This window comes from Ferruginibacter yonginensis (assembly GCF_042651465.1).
GTDB lineage: Bacteria > Bacteroidota > Bacteroidia > Chitinophagales > Chitinophagaceae > Ferruginibacter > Ferruginibacter yonginensis.
The window spans coordinates 669,896-694,976 of record NZ_JBHSCZ010000002.1 but is presented as its reverse complement, the minus strand read 5'-3'; the positions used below and the strand labels follow the sequence as shown (position 1 = coordinate 694,976).

Here is a 25,081-nt window from a genome sequence, read left to right as displayed (position 1 = left end):
CATGCGTTCCCTTAAAAAGAACGCATTTGTTTTTATTATGCTATCAACCAAAAATTTATCGCCACAACAATTAGCAGCATTAACAGCAGCAATAATTTCAATACCTATTGGTTTAGCTATTTATGTTTTTGAACCACTCTGGTGGATTGCTCCAGTATCATTCATAATTATTTTTGCCGGTAGTTATGGGCTTATTTTGTTTACCCTACAAACATTTATATATCGTAAAATAAAACTTATTTATAAACTCATTTACCAAACAAAAGCCACTAAAAGAGAAGAGTTTTATTACAAAAATATTTTACCGCAAAAAGGTATTGATGAAGTGAGAGAAGATGTTGAAACTTGGGCTATTCAACGTAAAAAAGAAATTGAAACCTTACAACAAAACGAGGCTTTTAGAAAAGAGTTTTTACAAAATTTAAGTCATGAATTAAAAACCCCCATTTTTGCCATACAAGGTTATATTGATACTTTATTAAATGGTGCTATTAATAACAAAGAAGTAAATGAGCGTTTTTTAACCAATGCCTCACGTAATGTAGATAGGTTGGTAAATTTAGTTGATGACCTTGATGAAATTTCACGTTTAGAAATTGGTGAAATGACATTGAACAAACAAACATTTGTAATACAAGAACTAATGAAAGAAGTGTTTGAATTGCTCGATTTAAAAGCCAAAGAAAAAAATGTTAAGTGCTTTATTAAAAAGGGCTGTGAGTTTCCGTTACAAGTATTTGCTGATAAAGAACGCATACGCCAAGTATTCATCAATTTTACAGAAAATGCTATAAAATACGGTAAAGAAAATGGTGCAGTTGAAGCTAGTTTTTACAATGTAGATGGTAAAAATGTATTAATAGAAATGAGCGATGACGGTGATGGCATTGCCGAAGAACATTTACCAAGAATTTTTGAACGTTTTTATAGAACTGATGTAGCTCGTACAAGAAAAGCAGGCGGCAGTGGCTTAGGGTTAGCTATTTGTAAACACATTGTAGAGGCACACCAACAAACCATTCATGTACGTAGTAAGTTAGATGTTGGTACTACATTTGGATTTACGTTACCGGCAAAAAATATGGACCTTCATTAAATTGAATATAATGGCTGTGTATTAGGTTGCACATTGTTTTCAATTGGGTTACGTAACAACTTTACATTAGCTAATAATAATTTGATACCTGTGTAACTAACAATGGCGATTATTGAACCCAACAAAATTGCAAAACCATTATTTTGGAAATAATAATACCTCGAAACGATTATCATTGCTGTTATCAGTAATGCTCCCCATACTTTGAATTTATTTTTTGTTGCGGTAACAATCAACATAAACAACAATACTGCAATGCCCGTATGTGATGAAACAGTGAATGGTTGTATGTTTTTATTAACTACATTATCAATGGCATTTGTTTCCCAAAATATTGAAAAGCTATTATTACTTGAAAAATTATTCACCAATTGTACAAACAATAACAATACGAGTGTTTGTAATAAAAGTTGAATAGCTAAGGCTTTTTTTTGCAAAATGAAATACAAATATCCCACACATAAAAAAGCAAATAGTGCATCACCCATAAAACCAATATTTACAAACAGCACTTTAACATAAAAAGAATTACTTGTTGTTAATGGGTTTGCATTGTGTAAAAAAATAGCACCAAATACCGTTGCTATAATTGCCATCAACATAATATATAATAATTGCTTTGTGCCTAATAATGCTTTCATAATGCATAAAGTTTGTAATGTAAGTAACAGTATATATGCTACTCCATTATTAACCAATTGTTACTTTAATATTAATAAAAGAGGGTATGCAAATACACACCCTCTTTTTGAGGTTCCTTTATACTAAAACGCTTATGAACACTGTAAAGTTGCATTGAATTATTGAATTACAGCTACAGGTGTATGTTACTAAAAAATGAAATAAAAAAGGCTCCTAAATGGAGCCCTTTTTATTTATAAGACAATGAAAGTAAATTAGAATTTTGTCCAACCTTTCCACCATGTACTCTCAGGGCCAGCAGGCGCAATAGCACCACGGTAGGTAACTACAGTAAAGAAAGGATCAGTAACTTTTGAATCAGTAAAATTAGCACCAGATACTATTGGAGCGTAACCGTTTGAGCCAGCAAATGGCGTAGGATCAACCGCTGCATAATTAAATGGTTGAATCAACTTAGCATCTGAACAATTGGTTAAAATAGTGTTACCGTTAGCTGGGTCAGTAAACCATGCAGTTATACTAGCATCGGTTGCACCCGTAGGAGCAGATGAACTAGCAGTATACTTTACGTTAACTGTATTTCCAGCTAATGTGGTATACTTTATTCTTAAATTATTACTAGTAATGTTGTTATCAGTTGGTGTACCAGTACTTGCATCTATCAACACACCTTGAGGCCAACCCATTATAACTGAGTTTAATATTGATATGGTTGAATTTCTACGAATTTGTGCACCAGCTCTAAACAATGTACTACCAACGTTATTTAAAGTGGCACGTGGGCCAATAGCTGTAATATTACAAAACACTGCTGATGTTTGTGGTGTTGCTGTTGTTCCACTTGCATTATTATCACTCTCAAAGGCTTCAGAAGTAGAAATATCAGCAATAACAGAATCTCTAATTACTAATCCAAATTGAACTTTACCATTGTAACCATTATCGGTATCAAAATCATCATCTTGTGTTTTTGCAGCAATTAAATATTTACAATTTACTGAGCCACCAAACCATTCGAAAGCATCGTCTTTTGCATATAAAGTTTCTACGTGGTCAATTACTGTTTTACTACCTACAGCAGCTAATGTTAAGCTATTAATTTCTTTATCTGGTTGAAAAGCATAGCCTGCATACTCAATACGTACATAACTCAAAACGCCTGAACTATCAGTATCTACAGGTGTTGGCGCTACAGCATCGCCACTACCAGCTAAGCCATCGCCATTAGCATTATCAACACCACCTTCTACTTGATATAAACCTTGTACACCATTAAAACTTGCGTTAATACCAGCTTTACCACAAATAATAATACCGCCCCAATCACCACTTTGTGGGTTAGGTGATGATGTTGTGAATACAATTGGTTCAGTGGCTGAACCCCTAGCAACAATTTTTGAACCTCTAGTGATCGTTAAAGCTGCCACATCAGATCCGCTAAAAGCACCTTTAATTACAGTACCGGGCTGTATAGTCATAGTATGGTTACCCACCATATATACTAAACCTTTTAAAATGTAAGTATTTTCTTTTCTTAAGATGGTATCCGCATTAATACGACCTTGCAAAGTAATGGTTTGACCTGTTGTACCACCACTACCCGGTTGAGTAATAATTACAATTTCCTTTTCACCATCTGTTTCAATTTTTCTACAGCCAGTAATAGCTACTGCAGCTACTGCTATTAATGCTGATGCAAATACAATATACTTTTTCATTTGTGATGTTTATTTAAAATTTTAATATTATAAAGTGTAATTGAATGTTAAACTGAAAGTGGTTCCGTTTACTCTAGTAAAGCGGTAAGCATCTACTTTTTTATCTAAACCAAAACTACCGTTGGTGGTATTGTTTTGATAAAATATTTGTTTTTGATTTAAAATATCTGATGCACTTAAACGCAACTCACCTTTTGACTTGATAATTTTTTTGGCAATTTGCATGTCTAATAATGGTCGTGGTGCTTCCCACACATCAGGCGTACCTGCTGCTGCTGAGTTATCACCCACTACATAAATTCTTTTACCGATGATGTTGAATAAAGTAGTAACGTTTAAACCAATTTTTTCAATGTCATATAATAAACCTGCATTGATAACATAATCGCTTTGTCCTTGTAGTGGTCTGTTAACTTTTAACTGATCATCACTCACCTTACTTTTAATAAACGATACATTTGATTGGAATGTGAAGTTTTTAAAGGCATCAATAGCATCTAATTTTTTACGTAACTCTAACTCTACACCATATGCATAAGCACTTTTCGGGTTTCTAAAATTAAATGTACTTGCACCACCAGCACCTTCATTAAATATTTGTTCTATCGGATCTTTAAAGTTTTTATAGAAAACACCTACTGAAAAAACTTCACCTGCCCTTGGGTACAACTCATATCTTAAATCAGTATTAAAAATTTTGGTACGCTTTAAAGTTGGTTGTCCTTGTACAGAAGCGTTCAATTCAAAATCATATAAATTGAGTGCTGATAACTCTCTCAACTCTGGTCTGATAACGGTTTGCGAACCTGTTAACCTTATATTAGTTTTGCTATTTAATTTATAGGTAAAGTTCACACCCGGTAAATAATCTCTTACCCTACTGTAGGTATGCCTTGAATCAAACTTTTTTACACTTCCAATAAGCTGATCATAATCTTCTATACGTAAACCCCAAACTACCCTTAAACTTTTAGTTATAGCATTATCAAATTGCACAAAACCAGCATTTAAAATAGTATTCGCTATATAACGGAAGTTTCTGTTTTTAATAGCATCAAATGCAAATTTGTTTTCAAAACCGTTACCAAAATTTTCAGGAGCAAAAATTTTATCTGGCGATAATAAACGTAGTGTAGCATTATCAGTTGGTAAATAATTTGCAAATAATTGTGCATCGTAAATACGATCTTTTATTTGAAACATGTATCCTGCTTTTACGGTTTGTTTACTACCAAAAGCATTGAAATTATACGACACATCGCCACCACCTGTATAAATATAATCACTTAAACTTTGGTACACTCTACTACCACTTTGTTGCGACAATGAGTTTGCAATTACAGCTTCATAATTGTTATTTACTGTTTCTCTTTCGTAGAGTAACCTGCGTTGATCTGGCACATAACCATCTAAAATATTGAACGCACCATACCATTTAAACTTAACATCTTTTGTAATGCCATGCTCACCATTTATTTGTGTAGTGAAGAAGGTATTTTGTTTAAAGGTAAACTCAGTACCCTTTTGTAATGGTCTAGGGCGGCTACTATCATACCCTAAACGATTCGTGATGGCATTTGCATTGTTTACATTCACCAATGCTTTTACTGATACTTTGTTAAGGTTATTTAATTGAAGTGACAAACTTGCAATACCTCCAACTACAGTTTCTTGTAAATATTTATCATCTTCATAACTTGTTTCTTTCGAAAAAGTACTACCATTAGCTACGTTTTTGGTATTCATTAAATCTTGAAAACGATAGTTTCTGTTGTAGTTAATACCAACGGCACCACCAATTTTTTTACCAAATAACTTACCTACAAAACCACCATTTAACTGAAAAGCACCATTAACCGGAGCCGTAAACTTTTCTGGCGACCATGAGTTACGCAACGCTTTACCAATGGCTGTTTTAGCTGATCTTGATAAAGTATCAAAATTTGACTTTGTGGTATACAAATCAGGTAAAGCTCTTGTACCATCATCAACACCTAACCAATCTAACTTACCCCCTTGTGCATCTCTATAAAAACTTTTGCCAGTAGTTTGGGTGTTAAAGCCAGTACCTAATTGTATGTTGAAGAAATTTTTGGCCGGTATATCTTTGGTGTTTACCTGAATTAAACCACCAGCAAATTCACCCGGTAACTCAGGTACAAATGCCTTATTAATAATGATGTTATCAATAATTTGTGATGGTATTAAATCGAATGAAAATGTTTTACGATCTGGTTCTGTACTAGTAAGTAGAATACCATTGAGCATGGCTTGGTTATAACGATCTGCTAAACCTCTTACTATAATAAATTTACCCTCTTGTATACTAGTACCTGGCGTACGTTTTAAAATTTCACCTGTATTTCTATCGGGTGATCGCTTAATACTTTCTGCTGAAATTACTGAAGCAACGGTGTTGGTGTTTTTTTGAAATGTAATGAGTGAAGCGGCCGTTTCACGTCTTGCAGTACTTGGTGTACGTACTATTACAGCATCTTCCGTTTTTTCTCTTTGGGTTAAAGATAAGTTTTGTGTGGTTACTTTTCCATCAATAATTTCAACCTCATCAATTTGCTGGGTTACACCATTAAAACTAAATACCAATGAAACTTTTTTAGCACCTTCTACATTTAGTGTAAACCTACCTTCAACATCGGTAGCTACGCCTTTACCAGTTGATTTTACTATAACAGATACACCTGTTAAAGGTTGCCCAGTTTTTGAATCAGTTACCTTACCTTCCACCTTACCCTTTTGTGCAAACGATAGTAAACTAATGGTTGTAAAAGCTAAAAATAGTATGAATGATTTCATCCCTTCGTTAATTTGAATGCAAAGAGAAGATTTGGATGTTATGGCAAAATGAAGACAAGGTTAACAAAACGTTAAGCGTAACATGATCAAAAATTTGTTTAGTTAATTAATTGTAACCAACCACAAGTATAATGTTACCAAATAGTTACCATTATTAAAGATTTCATATTCAATTGCTATAATGCTATTTTTGCCAGCAAAACTTAGCTATTATGGGCTTTAATAACATTTTAAAGATTTTTTTACCGAAAGACAGGGTGTTTTATCAGCTTTTTGAAAGTGTAGCAGCTGAACTAGTAAAAATGGGCGATAAACTTAAAATGGTGGTGAACGAACCAGATTATGAAATTAGAGGTAAGCTCATAAAAGAGTTAGAAGATATGGAGCATGTAAATGATGATTTAACCCATCAGATATTTACTGAATTAGGCAAAAATTTTATTACCCCATTTGATAGAGAAGATATTCACTACTTAGCATCAGCACTTGATGATATTGCAGATTATATTTATGCTGCAGCTAAAAAAATAAATTTTTACAGGGTAAACCCTGATGATATTGGTATCAAAAAATTCGGCGATATTATCCCTTTAGGTTGTGTACAAGTACACAAAGCTGTAACAGAGTTGCGTAACATGAAAAATATGCGTCAAATAACGGATGCATTGGTTGCCATTAATAGTATTGAAAACCAAGGTGATGATATTTTTGATATGAGTATTGAACGCCTTTTTGCAACAGAACCCGATGCGAAAGAGGTAATTAAGAAAAGAGAAATTTATCAGGTATTAGAAATTGTTACCGATAAATGTGAAGATGCTGCCAATGTAATAGAAAGTATTATTGTTAAATACGCTTAAATTTTAAGAAACGAATTATCTAATTGATAGTGTAGTTTCAAAATTAATTATATGTCAACCATACTAATTGTAATTATAATACTTGCTATTGCATTTGATTATATCAATGGGTTTCATGATGCAGCAAATTCCATCGCTACCATCGTATCTACCAAAGTACTAACTCCTTTTCAAGCAGTAATTTGGGCAGCATTTTTCAACTTTGTGGCTTTCTTTATATTTAGTGACCATGCAGTTGCAAATACCGTGGCAAAAACAGTACATGAAGATGTTGTATCGGGCCATAATGGAATGATCATTATACTTTCTGGGTTAGTGGCTGCTATATGTTGGAACTTATTAACCTGGTGGTATGGTATACCGTCATCATCATCACACACTTTAATTGGTGGCTTTGCAGGTGCAGCTATTGCAGCAGCAGGTTTTGGTAGTATTGATACTACTATGATTATGAAAACGGTATTGTTCATTGTATTAGCACCGTTTATTGGTATGTTTATTTCAATGTTCATTACCATTGTAACCATGCAAAAAAACTTCTGGCTCAAAGTAGCAATCATTACAGTGTTAGTTGGTGCATGTGTTTTGTTTATTCCATTTAAAAAAGAATTTGAACGTTGGGCTTTATTAGGCTTGGGTATCGTTTTTATACTTACGTACTTTTATAATTATGTAAAAGGTGAATCTGCCATTCGTACCCAAAATATGTACAAAAAATTACAGCTAGTTTCATCAGCAGTATTTAGTATTGGCCATGGCGGTAGTGATGCTCAAAAGGTAATGGGTATTATCACTGTAGCGTTGGTTGCTGGTGGTAAAATTGAAAATTTAAGTCAAATGCCTGATTGGGTGCCGCTTGCATGTTATGCAGCCATTGGTATTGGTACCATGAGTGGTGGTTGGAAAATCATAAAAACCATGGGTACAAAAATCACGAAAGTAACACCTTTAGAAGGTGTTTGTGCCGAAACTGCAGGTGCCATCACCTTATTTACAGCGGCCAATTTAGGTGCACCCGTAAGTACTACACATACCATTACAGGTGCTATTATTGGTGTGGGTGCAACCAAACGTTTGAGTGCTGTACGTTGGGGTGTTACCATTAACCTTGTTTGGGCATGGATTTTAACCATACCAGTAAGTGGTTTGTTAGCTGCTGTAGTGTATTACATTTTAAGAGCCGTTATACCGCAATCTTAATATTTACATATCATTTTTTACATCCTAAAAAAATGTTGTTTCTTTGTTAGATGAATACCATTTTAGTTACAGGAGGATGCGGTTATATAGGAGCTCACACAATAGTAAGTTTAATTGAACATGGATATCATGTAATTTCTATTGATAATAATAGCCGAAGCGATGCTGGTATATTACATGGTATTACAAAAATTACTGGTGTAATTGTAAAAAACTACGCTGTTGATTTATGCAACTTTGATGAAACATACGCAGTGTTTCAAGAAAATCCTTCCATTACCGGTATTATACATTTTGCAGCTTATAAAGCAGTAGGCGAATCAGTTGAGCAGCCATTGCTTTATTTTGACAATAATTTAAACAGCCTCATGAATATTTTAAAATGTGTAGCTGTTTTTAAAATTCCTCACTTTGTATTTTCTTCATCATGTACTGTGTATGGAAACCCTGCTATTATTCCTGTAAATGAAAAAACACCTTTGTTGCCAGCTTCATCTCCATACGGTAGTACAAAACAAATAGGCGAAAATATTATTGAACAAAGCTTGGCAAGCATGCCTTTTTGCAAAGCTGTTTTACTGAGGTATTTTAATCCGGTAGGGGCTCACCCAAGCTGCCATATTGGTGAATTACCTATTGGTACACCTCAAAATTTGGTACCAGCAATTACACAAACAGCCATCGGCAAACTACCTCAAATGAAAGTTTTTGGAAATGATTATAATACAAAAGATGGTACATGCTTAAGAGACTATGTACATGTTTGCGATATAGCCACCGCTCATACACTTTCGCTACAATATTTACAAAATATCAATACAACATCATCTTGCGAAATATTTAATTTAGGCAGTGGTAATGGATACACTGTACTAGAAATGATTGAAACTTTTGAAAAAATAAGTGGTACATCATTAAATTATGTAATAGCACCAAGGCGTCCAGGTGATGTGGAAGCTATATATGCAGATAGAACCAAAGCCACCACGATTTTAAATTGGCAACCACAATTTAATAAAGAAGCAATGATGCAATCAGCATGGCAATGGGAACAGCAATTGAAACAAAACAGCGATATTTTTAATACGATAAATGCCAAGTTAAATTAACTGCCATTATCTTGCAACATATATAAAACATAAACATGCTTAACGACATAGAAGTTACAGGTAAAAAAGATACACGTAGTGGCTTTGGTGATGGTATTTTAGAAGCGGCGCAGGCAAACGAAAATATTGTAGCCCTAACAGCCGATCTTGCTGGTTCATTAAAATTAGGTGGCTTTATAAAAGCTTTTCCTGATAGATTTATACAGTGTGGTATTGCCGAAGCTAATATGATTGGCATTGCAGCTGGTCTTACAATTGGTGGCAAAATCCCTTACACAACTACTTTCGCAAATTTTAGTACTGGTAGGGTGTATGATCAAATTAGGCAAAGTGTTGCTTACAGTGGTAAAAATGTAAAAATTTGTGCATCACATGCTGGTTTAACTTTGGGTGAAGATGGTGCCACTCACCAAATATTAGAAGATATTGGTTTAATGAAAATGTTGCCGGGCATGACGGTAATTGTACCATGCGACTATAACCAAACAAAAGCAGCTACCAAGGCTATTGCAAATTATGAAGGACCTGTTTACCTCCGTTTTGGCAGACCCGTTTGGCCTATTTTTACTAAAGAAGAAGATTTTGTAATTGGCAAAGCACAAATATTAAACGAAGGTACTGATGTGTCAATTTTTGCTTGTGGCCATTTAGTTTGGAAGGCTGTAGAAGCTGCCAAAATTTTAGAAGCGAAAGGGTTTTCGGTTGATTTAATAAATATACATACCATAAAACCTCTAGATACAGCGGCTATTATCGCTTCAATTAAAAAAACCAAATGTGCCGTTACTGCAGAAGAGCATAATATTTTAGGCGGTTTAGGTGATAGTATTGCTCAAACAGCATCTAAAAACTTCCCTATACCAATTGAAATGGTGGGCACTAATGATACCTTTGGAGAAAGCGGTAAACCAGAAGAGTTATTGGTAAAATATGGTTTAGATGCAGCACATATTGTAGCTGCCGCTGAAAAAGCCATGGCAAGAAAATAAGCTACACAAATTCATTTCATATTACTAAAAAGGGAAGCTTAGCTTCCCTTTTTTCAATCCCCACATATCAAGACAAATTATTGCAAGTTTAGTTTTTAGGTTATCAAAATATTTGCAATAAATAATTTTTAAAAATTAAGAAGTAAGCAATATTTTCTCACGGTTCAATCGCCACAAAGCAAATTACACTCAACACACTAGGCTTTCATTCAACTTATGATGTTTGCTTCTTTATTGCTTACTTCTTCATTAAAATACTTGTTGTAAAACCACCACATTACTAACTATACTACAACAAATTTTTTTAAATCGTATGAAACAATTATTAAAAATCAAGTCCACTTACTAACGTTTGTTAGTTTTACAAATGTACACTTGAAAAATAGAACTGTTCAAAAAACGATTGTATTTTTAATGCAATTCGTAACTTTTTCCCATATTGGTAAAAGCAACTTACTTCATTATTTTTCTGAACGGCTTAATGCGTAAATAACTAAGCCAAAGCCAATTTTGTTAATTGCATCACCAATATTGTAAACAATATCCATAGCGGCTTTTGCAGCTGCCCTGTCAGTTACTAACTCCATACCAAATAAGCCACCTTTTGTTCCCAAAATGTAACCCAAAGGATAAATAGCCCAACCTACTAATACGAACCAACCCAATGTTTTTACAGCACTGTTTACAGCAGGTGAAGCAGCACTTGCTAATTTAGCAACATCACCAAACCATACTAAATAAACAATGTAGAAGTAAGCTAAACCACTAACAAAACCCCATACCCAACTTACAGTTTCTTCTGGGTGAATTGCTTCTCCAATATAACCTGTTACCAACATTACTACAGAAGCAAAAATTAACTTCCATAATAAACCAACTTTTGCACCTACTTTTTTTGTGATTAAGTAAAACTCCACACACATTAAAGGCACTGTTAATAACCAGTCAACATAACGGAAAAATGTTGGAGAATCTCCGGTGTCGAGGTTGTAACCTCTCATGTAATAATAATGCACCGCTGCAATAAAGGTAATTAAACCTGAAACGAGTACTGATGTACGCCATTGTGGTGCAGTACTACTCGTTTCCATAAAAAAGAAAACAGCCGCAGCCATCATCGCCATAGTTCCTACAAAAAAGGTAAAAGCTACATAGTTATCCGTAGCAATCGGCTTAATGTCGAGAAAAAATTGTAACATAATGTTTTGGTTTTAAAAATGAATGAAATAAACTAACTAATGTTTGTTAGTTTTCATAAAAGTACTACATTTACTTAAATAACAAAATATTTTTTTTCTTTTTTTGATGGCACTTAAATGAAAAAAAATAAATGGGCTTGTAAATTTTTAATAAAAATTAAAAACAATGGTACTGCTCAAAAAAAATAGGGTTGAGTTTATTTTACTTTTGGTGGGGTGTTGTTTGTTGTTTTTTCAGCACAGCATCGCACAAATAAGTAACGAAACCCAAATGATGATTTTAATGGCTTTGGTGTGCATTGTAGGTGTACCGCATGGTGCACTTGATTTTTTGGTAGAGGAACAAACACAAATGGAGACCAAACAAGTGTTTTATATTAAAAAATTTGTAGCAAAGTATTTATTTAGATTGGCAACTTTTGCTTGCATTTGGGTTTTTCCTGTAATTGCATTTTCATTGTTCATGCTCATTTCTATTTTCCATTTTGGTGAAACAGATATGGCCTTGTTATTGAAAACAAAAAAACATGGTGCTTGGTTATATGCAACCTACGGCAGCTTTATTTTCGGGTTGCTACTATTAGTACATCTTCCCCAAATAAAAGCAAATTTACCTGCCACTATGAATGATATGTACCAAACCGCTGTATTTGTGTTTGTTGAACAATTTAGGTATTACATATTAGGTTTAATTACCATCATATTCAGTGCAACCTTAGTATATTTCTATATTAACAATAACCTTATAATAAACGGTATCCAAATTATAAAATTTGTATTGCTAATTGGTATTTTAATTATGCTACCGTCGTTATTAGCCTTTACATTTTACTTTGCACTTTGGCATTCTATACTTTCTATAAGAAATATTTTTAGTTATGTAACTGTGCATAACAACAGCACTAAACTAAAAGCAGTAGTAAAGAAATTTATACTTTTTAGTGTGGCTGCATTGGTGGGTATGTTTGGCCTTTATTATGCATTAACGATGTTTATGCCAGATGTAAATTTATTATTAGCCCTTTTACTTACTTTATCTGTACTAACATTACCCCACCTCGAGGTAATGCATAAAATGTATGTACGCTTACAAAAAAATTAAATCACCCAACTAACTTCCCCAAAATCAAAAGATCGCTCCATACTATCAACTGTTTGTAACTGCCCATATTCATTTACACTTGTAATGGTTGTGTAAAAAGCTACATTATCTTTCTTCAATTTTACCAGCTTGTGTAACTTATATAAGTGTGTATTAAATTGTTGTAACAGTGTATAAAAATCTTTTGTGGTAAGCTGTTGGTACGCTGCTAGTGTTGCTTGGTACAATTGTTTTGCTAATGTAAGTACATCAAAATTTTGTTGCGTAATGTTATACAACGAAGTAGGGTTATGCAATGTTTCTTCAAAATTTTGCTGATTGATGTTTAACCCAATACCCACTACAGCCCATTTCCAATTTTTACCTGCCATTACATTCTCTACTAAAATACCTCCTGCCTTATTGTCACGCCAATAAATATCATTTGGCCACTTAATCGTTACGGCTTCGCCAGCTAATTCAGCAAAAAATTGCCTTACAGTAATAGCAATAAATGCATTGAAATAAAATGGATGCAACGCAAAAGCTTTATCAGGCTTAAGTATGAGCGACATTGTAATATTTTCCCCCTTGTTCGACATCCAAACTTTACCTCTTTGGCCCTTACCATTGGTTTGCTCATATGCAAATACAGCAACACCATGTTTAGCCAAACCTTCATGTACCAAACGCATGGCATAGTTGTTGGTGCTTTCAACAGTGTCTAATATGGTAAATAATTCAGTTTGCATGATGTTATTGAACTATAGGTAAAAAAGATATTGTAATTTTGTTTATACCTGCAAGCTAGTTTTTTAGCATTGCATTTCATGGCAAATACCATGCATTCATTTAAAAAAAAGAAATTTGAATAACAATTTAGAAGTGTTGAGCACACGTAAAAAAAGTACTGTTACAAAACTTACCAAAAGTAGTAAGATCATTAAAACCATAATTGCCACCATTCATGATAAGAAAGGTGAAAACGTAATCAGTCTCGACCTTCGTAAAATACCCGAAGCAGTAGCTGATTTTTTTATTATATGCGAAGCCAATAACCCAACATTATTAAAGGCAATTGCAGATGAGGTAGAACATGAAGTAAAACTAAAATGTGGCGAAAGTGCTTACAAACACGAAGGTAGGCAAGCCCAACAATGGATTTTAATTGATTACGTAAATGTAGTAGTACATATTATGTTGCCTGAACCTCGTAAGTTTTATAGGCTTGAAGAAATGTGGAGCGATGCCGTATCTACAGAACATAACGAACAATAATATTAAATATCATCATAAGGCTAACAAGCACCAATGGCACAACAAAATAATATTACCCCAAGTGGTAAACCCAACAAAGGCCCTAATAAATTACCCGGTTTAAACGACGACCCCTCAAAAAGAAAAAACAATTTCAATATTTATTGGATTTGGGGTGCTGTAATACTTGGGCTTATTTTATGGAATGTTTTTAGAACAGTAGCATCAGCAGGTGTTGAACTCAACCAAAAATATTTATATGAAATATTAAAAAATGGAGATGTTGCTGAAGATACTAAATTGAGTAAAGAGCGTACAGGTTTTATTGTAGTACGTAATAAAGATATTGCTCGTATTTACATCAATAAAGAAAACCTAAAAAACAACGCTGCTTTTTATAAAGCAATGATGACGGAGCAAGATTATGATTTACTCTTAAAAAGCACCAACCCTCAAGTATATTTCAATATTTCAAAGGCTGATGCTTTCGGAAAACAAATTGATGATTTTTATGCTGCCAACCCAACCATAAAAAAAGTATACCCCAATTATATTGATGAAGGCGAAGTTGTAGGCGATTTAATTAAAACCGTACTGCCGTTTTTACTCATCATTTTATTGTTTGTTGTTATGATGCGTAAAATGGGTGGACAAGCAGGTGGTAATGGCCCTGGTGGTATTTTCAGCATCGGCAAATCAAAAGCAACATTGTTCGAAAAGGGTACAAGAGTAAACATCAACTTTAACGACGTAGCAGGGCTTGATGAAGCCAAAGTTGAAGTAATGGAAATCGTTGATTTTCTTAAAAACCCCAAAAAATATACTGCCTTAGGTGGTAAAATTCCAAAAGGTGCCCTTTTAGTAGGCCCTCCAGGTACAGGTAAAACCTTATTAGCAAAAGCAGTTGCAGGCGAAGCACAAGTGCCATTCTTTAGTTTAAGTGGTTCTGATTTTGTGGAAATGTTTGTGGGTGTAGGTGCTAGCCGTGTGAGAGATTTATTTAAACAAGCTCGTGAAAAAGCCCCATGTATCATTTTTATTGATGAAATTGATGCAATAGGTAGGGCTCGTGGTAAAAATGCCATGATGAGTAACGACGAAAGAGAAAATACTTTAAACCAATTATTGGTTGAAATGGATGGTTTTGGTACTGACTTAGGTATCATTATCTTAGCCGCTACTAACCGTCCAGATGTGTTGGATTCTGCACTATTACGTCCAGGTCGTTTTGATCGTCAAATTTCAATTGACCGCCCTGATTTAGTGGGCAGAGAAGCCATTTTTAAAGTGCATTTAGGTCCAATTAAAGTATCACAAACATTAGATATTCATAAACTAGCGGAGCAAACACCCGGCTTTGCTGGTGCAGATATTGCCAATGTATGTAACGAAGCTGCCTTAATTGCTGCAAGAAAAAATAAAGAATCGGTTGATATGAGCGATTTTCAAGATGCGATTGATAGGGTAATCGGTGGCCTTGAAAAAAAGAACAAACTCATTTCTCCTGAAGAAAAAGAAATAATTGCTTACCACGAAGCAGGCCATGCAATTTGTGGTTGGTACCTTGAGCATGCTTATCCATTATTAAAAGTTACCATTGTACCAAGAGGTACGGCTGCCTTAGGTTATGCTCAGTACACTCCAAAAGAGCAATATTTGTACAATACCGATCAATTGATTGATCAAATTTGTATGACTTTAGGTGGTAGGGCATCAGAAGATATTTTCTTTGGTAAAATTAGTACCGGCGCTAGTAATGATTTACAACAAATCACCAAAATTGCCTACAGCATGGTAACCATGTATGGTATGAATAATAAAGTGGGCAATGTAAGCTACTACGATCCATCACAAGAAAACATGTTTACGAAGCCTTACAGCGAAGAAACAGGCAAAATGATTGACAGTGAAGTACGCATACTTATTGAAAATGCTTACGTAAAAACAAAACAATTACTGATTGATAAAAAAGGTGATGTTGAAAAACTAGCTAAGGAATTGTTAGTGAAAGAAGTGCTATTTAAAAGTGATGTAGAAGCCTTAATTGGTAAACGCCCTTTTGAAGAGAAGAAATTATTAGATGTTGAAAATGCTAATAACGAAAATCCTTCATCAACTTTTACAGAAGAATTAAAAAATCCGCCATCAATATAAACAACAACAATGGCAACATCTCCTAGTAAAGAAAAAATTTTAAAAAAAATTAGGGAGGCACTGAGTAATCCGGTGCCTTTGCCTTTTCCACAAAGTGAAGGTACTAACACCGTTTATGTTGAAAACCGTGATGATGTGGTAGTTACTTTTGCTGAAGAGTTTACCAAACTACAAGGCAAGTTTATTTTTTGTGAAAACGAAATAGTACTTACCAACCAGTTAGCACAATTAATAACACAACGTAGTTGGAGCAATGTTTTTTGTAAAGAAACGGCCTTGCAAAATTATTTAACAGCAATCAACATCAGCCGTTATAACGATTTGCCAAGTTGCGATGTATCTATTACAGGTTGCGAATATTTGGTGGCCCGTACGGGCACTATTGTAATGAGTGCTGCTCAAGAAAGCGGTAGAACAACCAGCGTATATGCGCCTGTACACATTTGTATTGCTTACACAAACCAAGTGGTGTATGATGTTAAAGATGCACTTAAAACTTTGAAAGAAAAATACGCATATAACTTCCCATCATTTACCACATTTGCCAGTGGGCCTAGTCGTACCGCAGATATTGAAAAAACCTTGGTAACCGGCGTTCATGGCCCTAAAGAAGTATTTTGTTTTTTAGTGGAACGAACCTAATTTCATACATATGAACAACAACAGTTATAACCTATTTGTATACGGCTCTTTACGCAGTGGTTTTAGAAACCCAGCCTACCAATACATAACCCAATTTTTTAAATGCATGGGCGAAGGCATGGTTAAAGGTCAATTTTTTGATAAAGGCACCCACCCTGTTGCAATTCATACAACTGATGACCACTTTATTTTGGGTGAATTATATACACTTAATAACCCTGATGATTTTTCGTGGGCATTTGAACAGTTAGATGATTATGAAGGTGTACATGTTGAGCCCGGTGAAACACCTTTATATAAACGAGCATTGGTTACCGTATACCAAAACGATCAACAAATAACGGCATGGATATATTGGTACAATGGGGATATTACTGGGCTTCCTGCTATTGAAACTGGTGATGTAATGAAGTATTTGCAACAAAAAAATCAACCCTAGTTGTTGCATGCAATTATCGAAAAAAATATACTTTCTATCTGACTTTCATTTAGGGGCTCCTAATGCAGATGAAAGCCGAGTGAGAGAAAAAAAAGTAGTGGCATTTTTAGATGAAATAAAAAAAGATGCAGCGACTGTATTTATTGTGGGCGACTTATTTGATTTTTGGTACGAATACAAACGAGTAGTACCAAAAGGGTATGTTCGTATATTAGGAAAAATGGCTGAGTTAGCCGATGCTGGTATTGACATACATTTTTTTGTTGGCAACCATGATATGTGGATGAAAAATTACTTTCAAACCGAACTTAACACAGCTGTATACTTTGAACCCAAAGCCTTTACCTTTAATAATAAACAATTTCTTATAGGCCATGGTGATGGTTTAGGTCCGGGAGATAAAGGCTATAAGTTTATAAAAAAAGTGTTTCGTAACCCCATTAGTACTTGGCTGTTTGGCATATTACCTCCTAATATTGGCATGGGTTTAGCAGATTATTTCAGCAGAAAAAGCAGGGCAAAAACAGGCCATACAGATGAAGTTTTTTTGGGAGAAGAGAATGAGTGGTTAGTAGTTTATTGTAAAGAAGTTTTACAAAAAACACCGTATGATTATTTTATTTTTGGCCACAGGCATTTGCCTTTGCAAATTCAATTAAACCCACAAAGCACTTATATTAATTTAGGCGATTGGATCAAATATTTCACCTATGCAGTGTTTGATGGTGTGTCAGTTTCATTACACTATTATAAAAATTAAGCATTAAAAAAAACTTACCATATTTCATTTTTATACTGCAATTTTTTATGCAGCCATTGTTTGCACAAACCTTGAGTGAACAACAAATACCCCAATTAAAAAAAGAAAATGTAGATAGTGTTTTTAAATTTGAAAAGTTAATTGCTGGTCAATTTACTATGGCAGAAGTTGATATACTTGATAATATTTACTTGTTCACAAAAGATAAACAACTAAAAAAACTAAAACCCAACGGCGATTCAGCCGCTGTATTTAATGATGTTAAACAGTATGGCAACCCTAGTTATATCGATGTAAGCAACCCCTTAAAAATTTTGGTGTATTATAAAAACTTTACAACGGTTGTTGTACTTGATAGATTTTTAAGTTTTAGAAACAGTATCAATTTTCGTAATAATAACATCTTCAGCGTAAAAGCCATTACTACTTCGTACGACAATAATATTTGGATATTTGATGACCAAGATTTTAAGTTAAAAAAAATTGCAGATGATGGCAGTACCATGAGTGCTACCAACGATTGGCGACAAATTTTTGACGAAACACCTATACCCACTAAAATTATTGATAAAGATAATTTTGTTTACCTCTACGATGCCGAAAAAGGATTTTATATTTTCGATTACTACGGTACCTTTAAAAACAATTTACCCTTTTTACATTGGCAACAAATTGCCATTAACAACAAGCAAATTATAGGATTTGTAAAAGATACACTTTACACGTATGCGTTACAATCGCTCAATTTAAAAAGTTATCAACTACCTACATTTATGCAAGGTTATATATCCATAAAAGCCATTAACGGAAAATTATACCTCCTTAAAAAAGAAGGATTGTACATTTACAGTATCTTATAAAGTAAGTTCATTATGTTCGATAAAATTATACTGAGCAACTCGGTTGGTAATTATTGCATTGTTTTTGGTATCATCATTTTTGCACTTCTTATTAAACGATTTTTATCGCATAGCATTGCATCACTCCTTTTTTTACTGATCCACAAAAAATGGACATCAATTGAAAAAAGAGATTTTATTGCCTTAACATTAAAACCACTGAGTTATTTTTTAGTAATTAGTATCGCTATTTTTTCATTAGGTGAGTTGCAGTTTCCAGAGGCTTGGTCCATAAAAATACACGGCATCTTATTAAGTGATATTATTGAAAAAGCAGGTAATACTATTTTTATTATTTCGTTTTTTTATTTTGTAATTAGCTTTATTGACTTTGTTGCTTTATTGCTTGAATTGAATATATCCGACAACAGCGCTAAAGATAAAAGCCACGACCAAGTAGTTATTTTTTTTAGAGATTTACTCAAAGTGGTTATTGTTTTTGTTGGGTTACTTTTTATACTACGTGTGGCCTTTAATCAAGATATTGGTAGCCTACTTACAGGTTTAAGTATTGTTGGTGCTGCATTAGCCTTAGCAGCAAAGGAGAGTATTGAAAACTTAATTGCTTCATTCATTATCTTTTTTGATAAACCTTTTTTTACTGGCGATACGGTTAAAGTAAATAACATTACCGGCACTGTTGAACATATTGGTTTACGCAGCACACGTATACGAACAGGCGATAAAACTTTGGTAACCGTACCAAATAAACAAATGGTTGACAGTGTAGTGGATAATTGGAGTATGCGTACAGAACGCCGTGCCGAAATTATTTTAGAATTAAATAATGAAACACCATCAGCTGCAACTACCACATTTATTCAAGCTTTGGAGCAACTGTTAGCCAACGAAAAAACATTCATCAACGGTGCACATGTATATTTTACTGATCTCAATAAAAATGCATGCACCATTAAAGCAGAATATTTTACTGCACCAATTGCGTTGAGTGAATTTAATTTGCTGAAACAACAAATTAATACCAACATAAAAAAAGTAATGGAGGCGCAACAAATAAAGTTTGCCAGTAATAATGCCAGCAGTTAAGTTATTGCAATAGTGCAGCTAACTCAACATCCCATTTACCGGTTTTACCATACTCTACCACTCTTCCCACTTCTTTACCATCTTTCATAACAATTATGGTAGGTACATTGGTGATTCCAAAAGCACTGCTAATATTACCTTCAACTTTTTTACTTCTATCTACTGCAAAAAAGCTTACTCGTTTATCATCAACACCACTTAGGGTTTGTAGCTTAAAAAACCTTGGTAAAATAAATTGGGTGTCTTCACACCATGTACCCCCAAATACCACAAATTGGTATTTATCTTTTGCTGCTTGCACTGCTTTCAACACATCGGGTGTTGGTTGGTAAGCATTTTGGTTAGCAGGATACCAGTTAGCAAAGGCTTTGTTACTTTCTAATTCAGCCTTACTAACAATACCATTTAATATCGTTACTTTATTACTGTCAACAATGCTTGAGTAAAAGGTTTGTGCCGATGTTGTTTTTACAAAAACAGTTGCAACAAAAAGGGTAAAAAATATTTTCTTCATACAAAATGCGATTTTATTTTTTGAGGTTTCATCAAAATTAATCATAAAGTCTATCAAATTGATAGATAATAAAAATATTGATTAATATTAACAAATAGTGTAGGTTCAACTACAAACTAAGTTTGAGTTCAATTAAAAATTGTTTTGTTTTTTTAAGGTCTTCAATCACTTCAAATATATTATCGGGCTTTTTATTTTTCTTTAAAAAAGCTTTAGCGCCTTCAATAGTGTATTTTCTTTCTCTTAAAAGATGATAAATGAGTTTTAGGTTTTTAACATCTTCGGGTCTAAAGTGCCTATCGCCTTTGCCATTTAATTTTGGTTTTAAAATATCAAACTCTTTTTCCCAAAAACGTATTAATGATATATTTACCTTAAACATATCTGCCACTATACCTATTGCGTAATATTTTTTTTGAAACAACACATCATCATCTGGCACTGTAATAACGTCGTTCATTACAACTTGCTCCGATAATTTTTTTCTGCCCCGTACCCCTACATTATTTGATTTTGTGGTAATGTTTTCATGTTCAATGGCTGATGCAACTATTTCGGTATCAAAAGTTATAAAGGGTGTAGGTTCATGTGCAATTGTTACATTTAAATCAGCAGCTACTTCGTTAGGAGCTGTTAAGTTAGGTGTAGGTTCATGTACAACCATTTCATTATTTGGCGTAGCAGTATTATCAGGCACTGAGGGTGTTTCAGGCGCTGCCCCAAAATCAAATAATGAAGTTTGTTTTAATGGCATTAATACAAATTATTTTAGTCAAAACTTTTAGCACTACCAGTGGCGGCTAATTTTAATAATCTATCGAACTGTTCTGCATTTAAATCATTGTAAAAAAAGTAAACAGGGTCAACAGGGTTTCCGTTAACATGTACTTCGTAATGGCAATGTGGGCCCGTACTTGCACCCGTACTGCCTACCCAACCTATCACTTCTCCTCTTGTTACTTTTTGTCCGTTACGAACTTTTATACGAACCATATGCATATACTCAGTTTCATAACCATACCCATGGTTAATGATTACATGGTTACCCGTGCCGTTGCCCATACCTGCTTCAATAACCACCCCATCACCTGTAGCATAAATGGGGGTGCCTTGTGGGGCTGTAAAATCAAGCCCATTGTGCATTTTAGCAATACCATATATTGGGTGTATACGCATACCAAAACCACTAGCAATTCTTGTTAAATCTTTATTACTTACGGGCTGTATAGCTGGTATACTGGCCAATTTAGCATCTTGATTTTGTATTAATTTTTCAATATCAGTATAACTTTTTGTTTGATAGGCTATACGTGCATTTATATTATTAAGTTGAGCAGCAATATCTTTACCAATTACATCGTTTTGAATTACACTCACTTTATCTAACTCCTTTTGCTTTTCTATTAACTTGGCTCTTGCACTATCAGGTATGGGGTTTTGTTCAAAAATGGAACGGTACACCTCGTTATCACGTTTTTCTAAAGCGGCCATTTGCGATTCAATGGCTTTTACTTTTTCGTTCAATATTTTATAATTATCCTTCATCAACTCATACTTTCTATTAGCTTCTAGTTCCGTTGGTTTAGGTACAAAACGATTGTATACATAAATAACAATACTAGCACTAACAATTAATGCCGATAGAAACCCAAAAAAACGCAACAATTTCACACGTAATGGCACTACCAACTTTTCGTACCTAAGTGTATGAGTATTGTAATAATATTTTATTTTTTTCATTATCCTAATCGTATAAAAAACACCACCATAGTATTAATCAACGTTTTGCTATGCAAGTAATCAACTAATCAACTATTTTTGCGCAGGTACAAATATAACCCCATAAATTACAAAAGCAATCTATTCAAACACAGCATTATGAAGGCTTCAGCAACACAGCTTGGCAATGAAGGCAACACATTAAGTTCAGCAGCTATTCGTCAACTATTTCTCGATTTTTTTAAAAGTAAAGGGCATACCATTGTTCCATCAGCACCTATTGTGGTGAAAAACGATCCTACATTGCTGTTTACCAATGCCGGTATGAACCAATTTAAAGATTACTTTTTAGGTAATGGAGCACCTGTAAGCAACCGTATTGCTGATACGCAAAAATGTTTACGTGTTAGTGGTAAACACAATGATTTAGAAGAAGTTGGGGTTGATACTTACCACCACACTATGTTTGAAATGTTGGGTAATTGGAGCTTTGGCGATTATTTTAAAAAAGAAGCGATTGAATGGAGTTGGGAGTTGCTTACACAAGTGTATAAAATTCCGGTTGATCGTTTGTATGTAAGTGTGTTTGAAGGCGATGAAAAAGAAGGCTTACCAGCATCAACCATCGCACTAAAAGAGTGGCAAAAAATAGTAGCGCCAGATCATATTGTTTTTGGCAACAAAAAAGATAATTTTTGGGAAATGGGCGATACTGGTCCTTGCGGCCCTTGCAGTGAAATACATGTTGATATGCGGCCTGATGATGAAAGAGCCCTTGTACCTGGCCATTTATTGGTAAATAAAGATAATCCTCAAGTTATTGAAATTTGGAACAACGTTTTTATGCAATACAACCGTTTGAAAGATGGTAGTTTGCAACCATTGCCTGCACAACACGTTGATACAGGTATGGGTTTTGAACGCTTGGTTCGTGTTATTCAAGGTAAATCATCTAACTACGATACCGATGTTTTTAGTGGCACTATCGAAAAGGTAGCTGCTATTACCCACCAAACTTATACTGCAGGCGATGATAAAATGAGCATTGCTTTTAGGGTATTGGCTGATCATATTAGGGCTATAAGTTTTACCATTGCTGATGGACAGTTACCTTCAAACACAGGCGCAGGCTATGTGATACGCCGTATTTTAAGAAGAGCGGTTCGGTATTACTACTCTTATTTATCATATAAGCAACCGTTACTTTTTCAATTAGTACCAGTTTTGGCAACACAGTTTGAGCATGTTTTTCCTGAGTTACAACAACAACAAGATTTTGTTACCAAAGTAATTAAAGAAGAAGAAGAAGCCTTTTTAAGAACGCTTGAAAAAGGGCTTAAAAAAATGGATGATATTATTGCAAATGCTACAGCTACCAAAATGATTGATGGCGAAGCGGCTTTTGAATTATTAGATACGTACGGTTTCCCTATTGATTTAACCAGATTAATTGCAGCAGAAAATAATATTACGGTGGATGATGCAGGTTTTGAAAAAGCATTGTTAGCACAAAAAAATAGAAGTCGTGCCGCAACCGCATTAGATACTGGCGATTGGACAATTTTAAAAGAAGGACAAGTAAACTTTGTTGGGTATGATGTGTTAACAGCACAAACAGAAGTGTTACGCTACCGCATGGTAACCAGCAAAGGCAAAACCCTTTACCAAATTGTGTTGGCTACCACACCTTTTTATGCTGAAAGTGGCGGACAAATTGGCGACCAAGGTACTTTGCAAATCGGCAACGAAACCATTCATATTATTGATACCAAAAAAGAAAATGATTTAATCATTCATTTTGCTGAAAAAATTATAGATGACCTTTCTGGTACTGTAACCGCAACTGTACATGCTGAAAAGCGCCACAATATAACGGTGCACCACTCTGTTACCCATTTAATGCATGCAGCTTTAAAACAAGTATTAGGTAACCATGTAGCACAAAAAGGTAGTTTGGTAAATGATGAACAATTGCGTTTCGATTTTTCACATTTTGCAAAAATGAGCGATGATGAAATAACAGCCGTTGAAAAAATTGTGAATCAAAAAATCAGAGAAAACATACCCGTGGTTATACAATCAATGGCGAAAGAAGATGCAATAAAAACTGGAGCAACAGCCTTATTTGGTGAAAAGTATGGCGATACGGTTCGTGTGGTAACCATCGATCCAAATTACTCTATTGAATTATGTGGTGGCACACACGTGGGCCATACAGGCGAAATTGGTTTCTTTAAAATAAAAAGCGAATCTGCGGTAGCTGCCGGCGTTCGTCGTATTGAAGCTGTAAGTGGTATAGCTGCAGAAGTGCTTATTCAAGCAGCTTTTGCTGATGTACAAATGGTAAAATCTTTATTAAAAAACCCTTCAAATACAGGTAAAGCGATTGAAACTTTACAGGCTGAAAATAATAGCTTACTCAAACGAATTGAATCATTAGAAGCCCGTCAGTTAGTGGGTATTAGAAATGAATTGCTACAAAAAGATAGCATCATCAACAACGTAACTTTTGTAGGTGAAATTATTGAAGTGCCGTCTGCTGATGGCTTGAAAAAAATTGCAGCTGATTTAAAAAATCATTTACATGATCATGTAGTGGTTTTAGGTGCTAACGTTGGTGGCAAAGCACATGTAGTAATTGGTATTAGCGATACTGTGGTAGCAGCTAAAAATTTAGATGCTGGTAAACTTATTAAAGAAGTGGTAAGTAAACACATTAATGGTGGCGGTGGCGGACAAAAAAACCTTGCAACCGCTGGGGGACAAAACCCAAGCGGCATCGCTGCTTGTATTCAAGCTGTTAAAGCCCTTTTGTAATATTGACACATACTTTTCAAAAACCGTCTTCATAACTAAGGCGGTTTTTTATTGAACATTATAAAATTTTGTTAAAGGAAATTATTTGTGTGCGAATTGTTTCGTAATTCAAAAAATCCTTTTAT

General features: G+C 34.4%; 22 protein-coding genes. 14 read left to right on the top strand and 8 right to left on the bottom strand.

From position 1 onward, the window contains the following. Nucleotide 1: 1 nt before the first annotated feature. Nucleotides 2-1,096 (top strand): sensor histidine kinase, encoded by a 1,095-nt coding sequence (locus ACFOWM_RS10240; RefSeq protein ID WP_379709577.1) that lies wholly within the window; start codon nucleotides 2-4, stop codon nucleotides 1,094-1,096. On the opposite strand, the gene ACFOWM_RS10235 is transcribed toward ACFOWM_RS10240, so the two are convergent. The 3 genes from ACFOWM_RS10235 to ACFOWM_RS10225 form a co-directional block, all read right to left on the bottom strand. Continuing rightward, the gene (locus ACFOWM_RS10235; RefSeq protein ID WP_379709575.1) at nucleotides 1,093-1,737 is read right to left on the bottom strand and encodes a hypothetical protein; all 645 of its coding nucleotides are present in this window, start codon (nucleotides 1,735-1,737) and stop codon (nucleotides 1,093-1,095) included. The two genes, ACFOWM_RS10240 and ACFOWM_RS10235, sit on opposite strands and share 4 nt — an antisense overlap. A gap of 255 nt (nucleotides 1,738-1,992) precedes the next feature. Beyond that, entirely contained in the window at nucleotides 1,993-3,456 is a 1,464-nt protein-coding gene (locus ACFOWM_RS10230; RefSeq protein WP_379709573.1) for a hypothetical protein, read from the bottom strand. Nucleotides 3,457-3,483: 27 nt separating this feature from the next. Next, nucleotides 3,484-6,270 (bottom strand): TonB-dependent receptor, encoded by a 2,787-nt coding sequence (locus tag ACFOWM_RS10225; protein WP_379709571.1) that lies wholly within the window; start codon nucleotides 6,268-6,270, stop codon nucleotides 3,484-3,486. A gap of 212 nt (nucleotides 6,271-6,482) precedes the next feature. On the opposite strand from ACFOWM_RS10225, the gene ACFOWM_RS10220 reads away from it, so the two are divergent. The 4 genes from ACFOWM_RS10220 to ACFOWM_RS10205 are packed head-to-tail and all read left to right on the top strand — an operon-like array spanning nucleotide 6,483 to nucleotide 10,428. Beyond that, complete coding sequence (locus ACFOWM_RS10220) at nucleotides 6,483-7,130, top strand: DUF47 domain-containing protein (protein ID WP_379709569.1); 648 nt, start codon at nucleotides 6,483-6,485, stop codon at nucleotides 7,128-7,130. 51 nt (nucleotides 7,131-7,181) lie between these two features. Further along, nucleotides 7,182-8,330 carry an inorganic phosphate transporter gene (locus tag ACFOWM_RS10215; RefSeq protein ID WP_379709567.1) on the top strand — a complete coding sequence of 383 codons (1,149 nt, stop codon included), beginning with the start codon at nucleotides 7,182-7,184 and terminating at the stop codon, nucleotides 8,328-8,330. Nucleotides 8,331-8,380: 50 nt separating this feature from the next. Continuing rightward, the gene (gene galE / locus ACFOWM_RS10210) at nucleotides 8,381-9,439 is read left to right on the top strand and encodes a UDP-glucose 4-epimerase GalE (protein ID WP_379709565.1); all 1,059 of its coding nucleotides are present in this window, start codon (nucleotides 8,381-8,383) and stop codon (nucleotides 9,437-9,439) included. 35 nt (nucleotides 9,440-9,474) lie between these two features. After that, nucleotides 9,475-10,428: a transketolase family protein gene (locus ACFOWM_RS10205; protein WP_379709562.1), complete on the top strand. Its 954-nt coding sequence runs from the start codon at nucleotides 9,475-9,477 to the stop codon at nucleotides 10,426-10,428. A 461-nt stretch (nucleotides 10,429-10,889) separates the two neighbouring features. Here ACFOWM_RS10205 and ACFOWM_RS10200 read toward each other — a convergent pair whose 3' ends face one another. Continuing rightward, the gene (locus tag ACFOWM_RS10200; protein ID WP_379709560.1) at nucleotides 10,890-11,627 is read right to left on the bottom strand and encodes a bacteriorhodopsin-like; all 738 of its coding nucleotides are present in this window, start codon (nucleotides 11,625-11,627) and stop codon (nucleotides 10,890-10,892) included. A 166-nt stretch (nucleotides 11,628-11,793) separates the two neighbouring features. On the opposite strand from ACFOWM_RS10200, the gene ACFOWM_RS10195 reads away from it, so the two are divergent. Next, nucleotides 11,794-12,729: a Brp/Blh family beta-carotene 15,15'-dioxygenase gene (locus ACFOWM_RS10195; RefSeq protein WP_379709557.1), complete on the top strand. Its 936-nt coding sequence runs from the start codon at nucleotides 11,794-11,796 to the stop codon at nucleotides 12,727-12,729. Here the strand turns inward: ACFOWM_RS10195 and ACFOWM_RS10190 are convergent. Then, a complete protein-coding gene (locus ACFOWM_RS10190) occupies nucleotides 12,726-13,460 on the bottom strand; it encodes a biotin--[acetyl-CoA-carboxylase] ligase (RefSeq protein WP_379709555.1) in 735 nt (244 codons plus the stop codon). The genes ACFOWM_RS10195 and ACFOWM_RS10190 overlap by 4 nt on opposite strands. 115 nt (nucleotides 13,461-13,575) lie before the next feature. Between ACFOWM_RS10190 and rsfS the strand changes: the two genes are divergently transcribed. From rsfS to ACFOWM_RS10155, 7 genes are read left to right on the top strand one after another with little or no spacing between them, the layout of a single operon-like run. Further along, on the top strand, nucleotides 13,576-13,986 hold the full coding sequence (gene rsfS / locus ACFOWM_RS10185) for a ribosome silencing factor (protein WP_379709553.1): 411 nt from the start codon (nucleotides 13,576-13,578) through the stop codon (nucleotides 13,984-13,986). A gap of 33 nt (nucleotides 13,987-14,019) precedes the next feature. Continuing rightward, nucleotides 14,020-16,119, top strand: a complete 2,100-nt coding sequence (gene ftsH, locus ACFOWM_RS10180) for an ATP-dependent zinc metalloprotease FtsH (RefSeq protein ID WP_379709550.1) — start codon at nucleotides 14,020-14,022, stop codon at nucleotides 16,117-16,119. Nucleotides 16,120-16,128: 9 nt separating this feature from the next. Continuing rightward, nucleotides 16,129-16,761 carry a LutC/YkgG family protein gene (locus ACFOWM_RS10175; RefSeq protein ID WP_379709548.1) on the top strand — a complete coding sequence of 211 codons (633 nt, stop codon included), beginning with the start codon at nucleotides 16,129-16,131 and terminating at the stop codon, nucleotides 16,759-16,761. Nucleotides 16,762-16,771: 10 nt separating this feature from the next. Further along, entirely contained in the window at nucleotides 16,772-17,200 is a 429-nt protein-coding gene (locus tag ACFOWM_RS10170; RefSeq protein ID WP_379709546.1) for a gamma-glutamylcyclotransferase family protein, read from the top strand. Between the two features lie 7 nt (nucleotides 17,201-17,207). Then, nucleotides 17,208-17,960: a UDP-2,3-diacylglucosamine diphosphatase gene (locus ACFOWM_RS10165; RefSeq protein ID WP_379709543.1), complete on the top strand. Its 753-nt coding sequence runs from the start codon at nucleotides 17,208-17,210 to the stop codon at nucleotides 17,958-17,960. 47 nt (nucleotides 17,961-18,007) lie between these two features. Next, entirely contained in the window at nucleotides 18,008-18,820 is an 813-nt protein-coding gene (locus ACFOWM_RS10160) for a hypothetical protein (RefSeq protein ID WP_379709540.1), read from the top strand. Nucleotides 18,821-18,832: 12 nt separating this feature from the next. Further along, nucleotides 18,833-19,906, top strand: a complete 1,074-nt coding sequence (locus ACFOWM_RS10155) for a mechanosensitive ion channel family protein (RefSeq protein WP_379709538.1) — start codon at nucleotides 18,833-18,835, stop codon at nucleotides 19,904-19,906. Nucleotide 19,907: 1 nt separating this feature from the next. Here ACFOWM_RS10155 and ACFOWM_RS10150 read toward each other — a convergent pair whose 3' ends face one another. The 3 genes from ACFOWM_RS10150 to ACFOWM_RS10140 form a co-directional block, all read right to left on the bottom strand. Beyond that, nucleotides 19,908-20,420: a thioredoxin family protein gene (locus tag ACFOWM_RS10150; protein WP_379709536.1), complete on the bottom strand. Its 513-nt coding sequence runs from the start codon at nucleotides 20,418-20,420 to the stop codon at nucleotides 19,908-19,910. 109 nt (nucleotides 20,421-20,529) lie between these two features. Further along, a complete protein-coding gene (locus ACFOWM_RS10145) occupies nucleotides 20,530-21,174 on the bottom strand; it encodes a MerR family transcriptional regulator (RefSeq protein ID WP_379709534.1) in 645 nt (214 codons plus the stop codon). 14 nt (nucleotides 21,175-21,188) lie between these two features. After that, nucleotides 21,189-22,160 (bottom strand): M23 family metallopeptidase, encoded by a 972-nt coding sequence (locus tag ACFOWM_RS10140; RefSeq protein ID WP_379709531.1) that lies wholly within the window; start codon nucleotides 22,158-22,160, stop codon nucleotides 21,189-21,191. A 138-nt stretch (nucleotides 22,161-22,298) separates the two neighbouring features. On the opposite strand from ACFOWM_RS10140, the gene alaS reads away from it, so the two are divergent. After that, entirely contained in the window at nucleotides 22,299-24,956 is a 2,658-nt protein-coding gene (gene alaS, locus ACFOWM_RS10135; protein ID WP_379709529.1) for an alanine--tRNA ligase, read from the top strand. The last annotated feature ends 125 nt before the right edge of the window (nucleotides 24,957-25,081 follow it).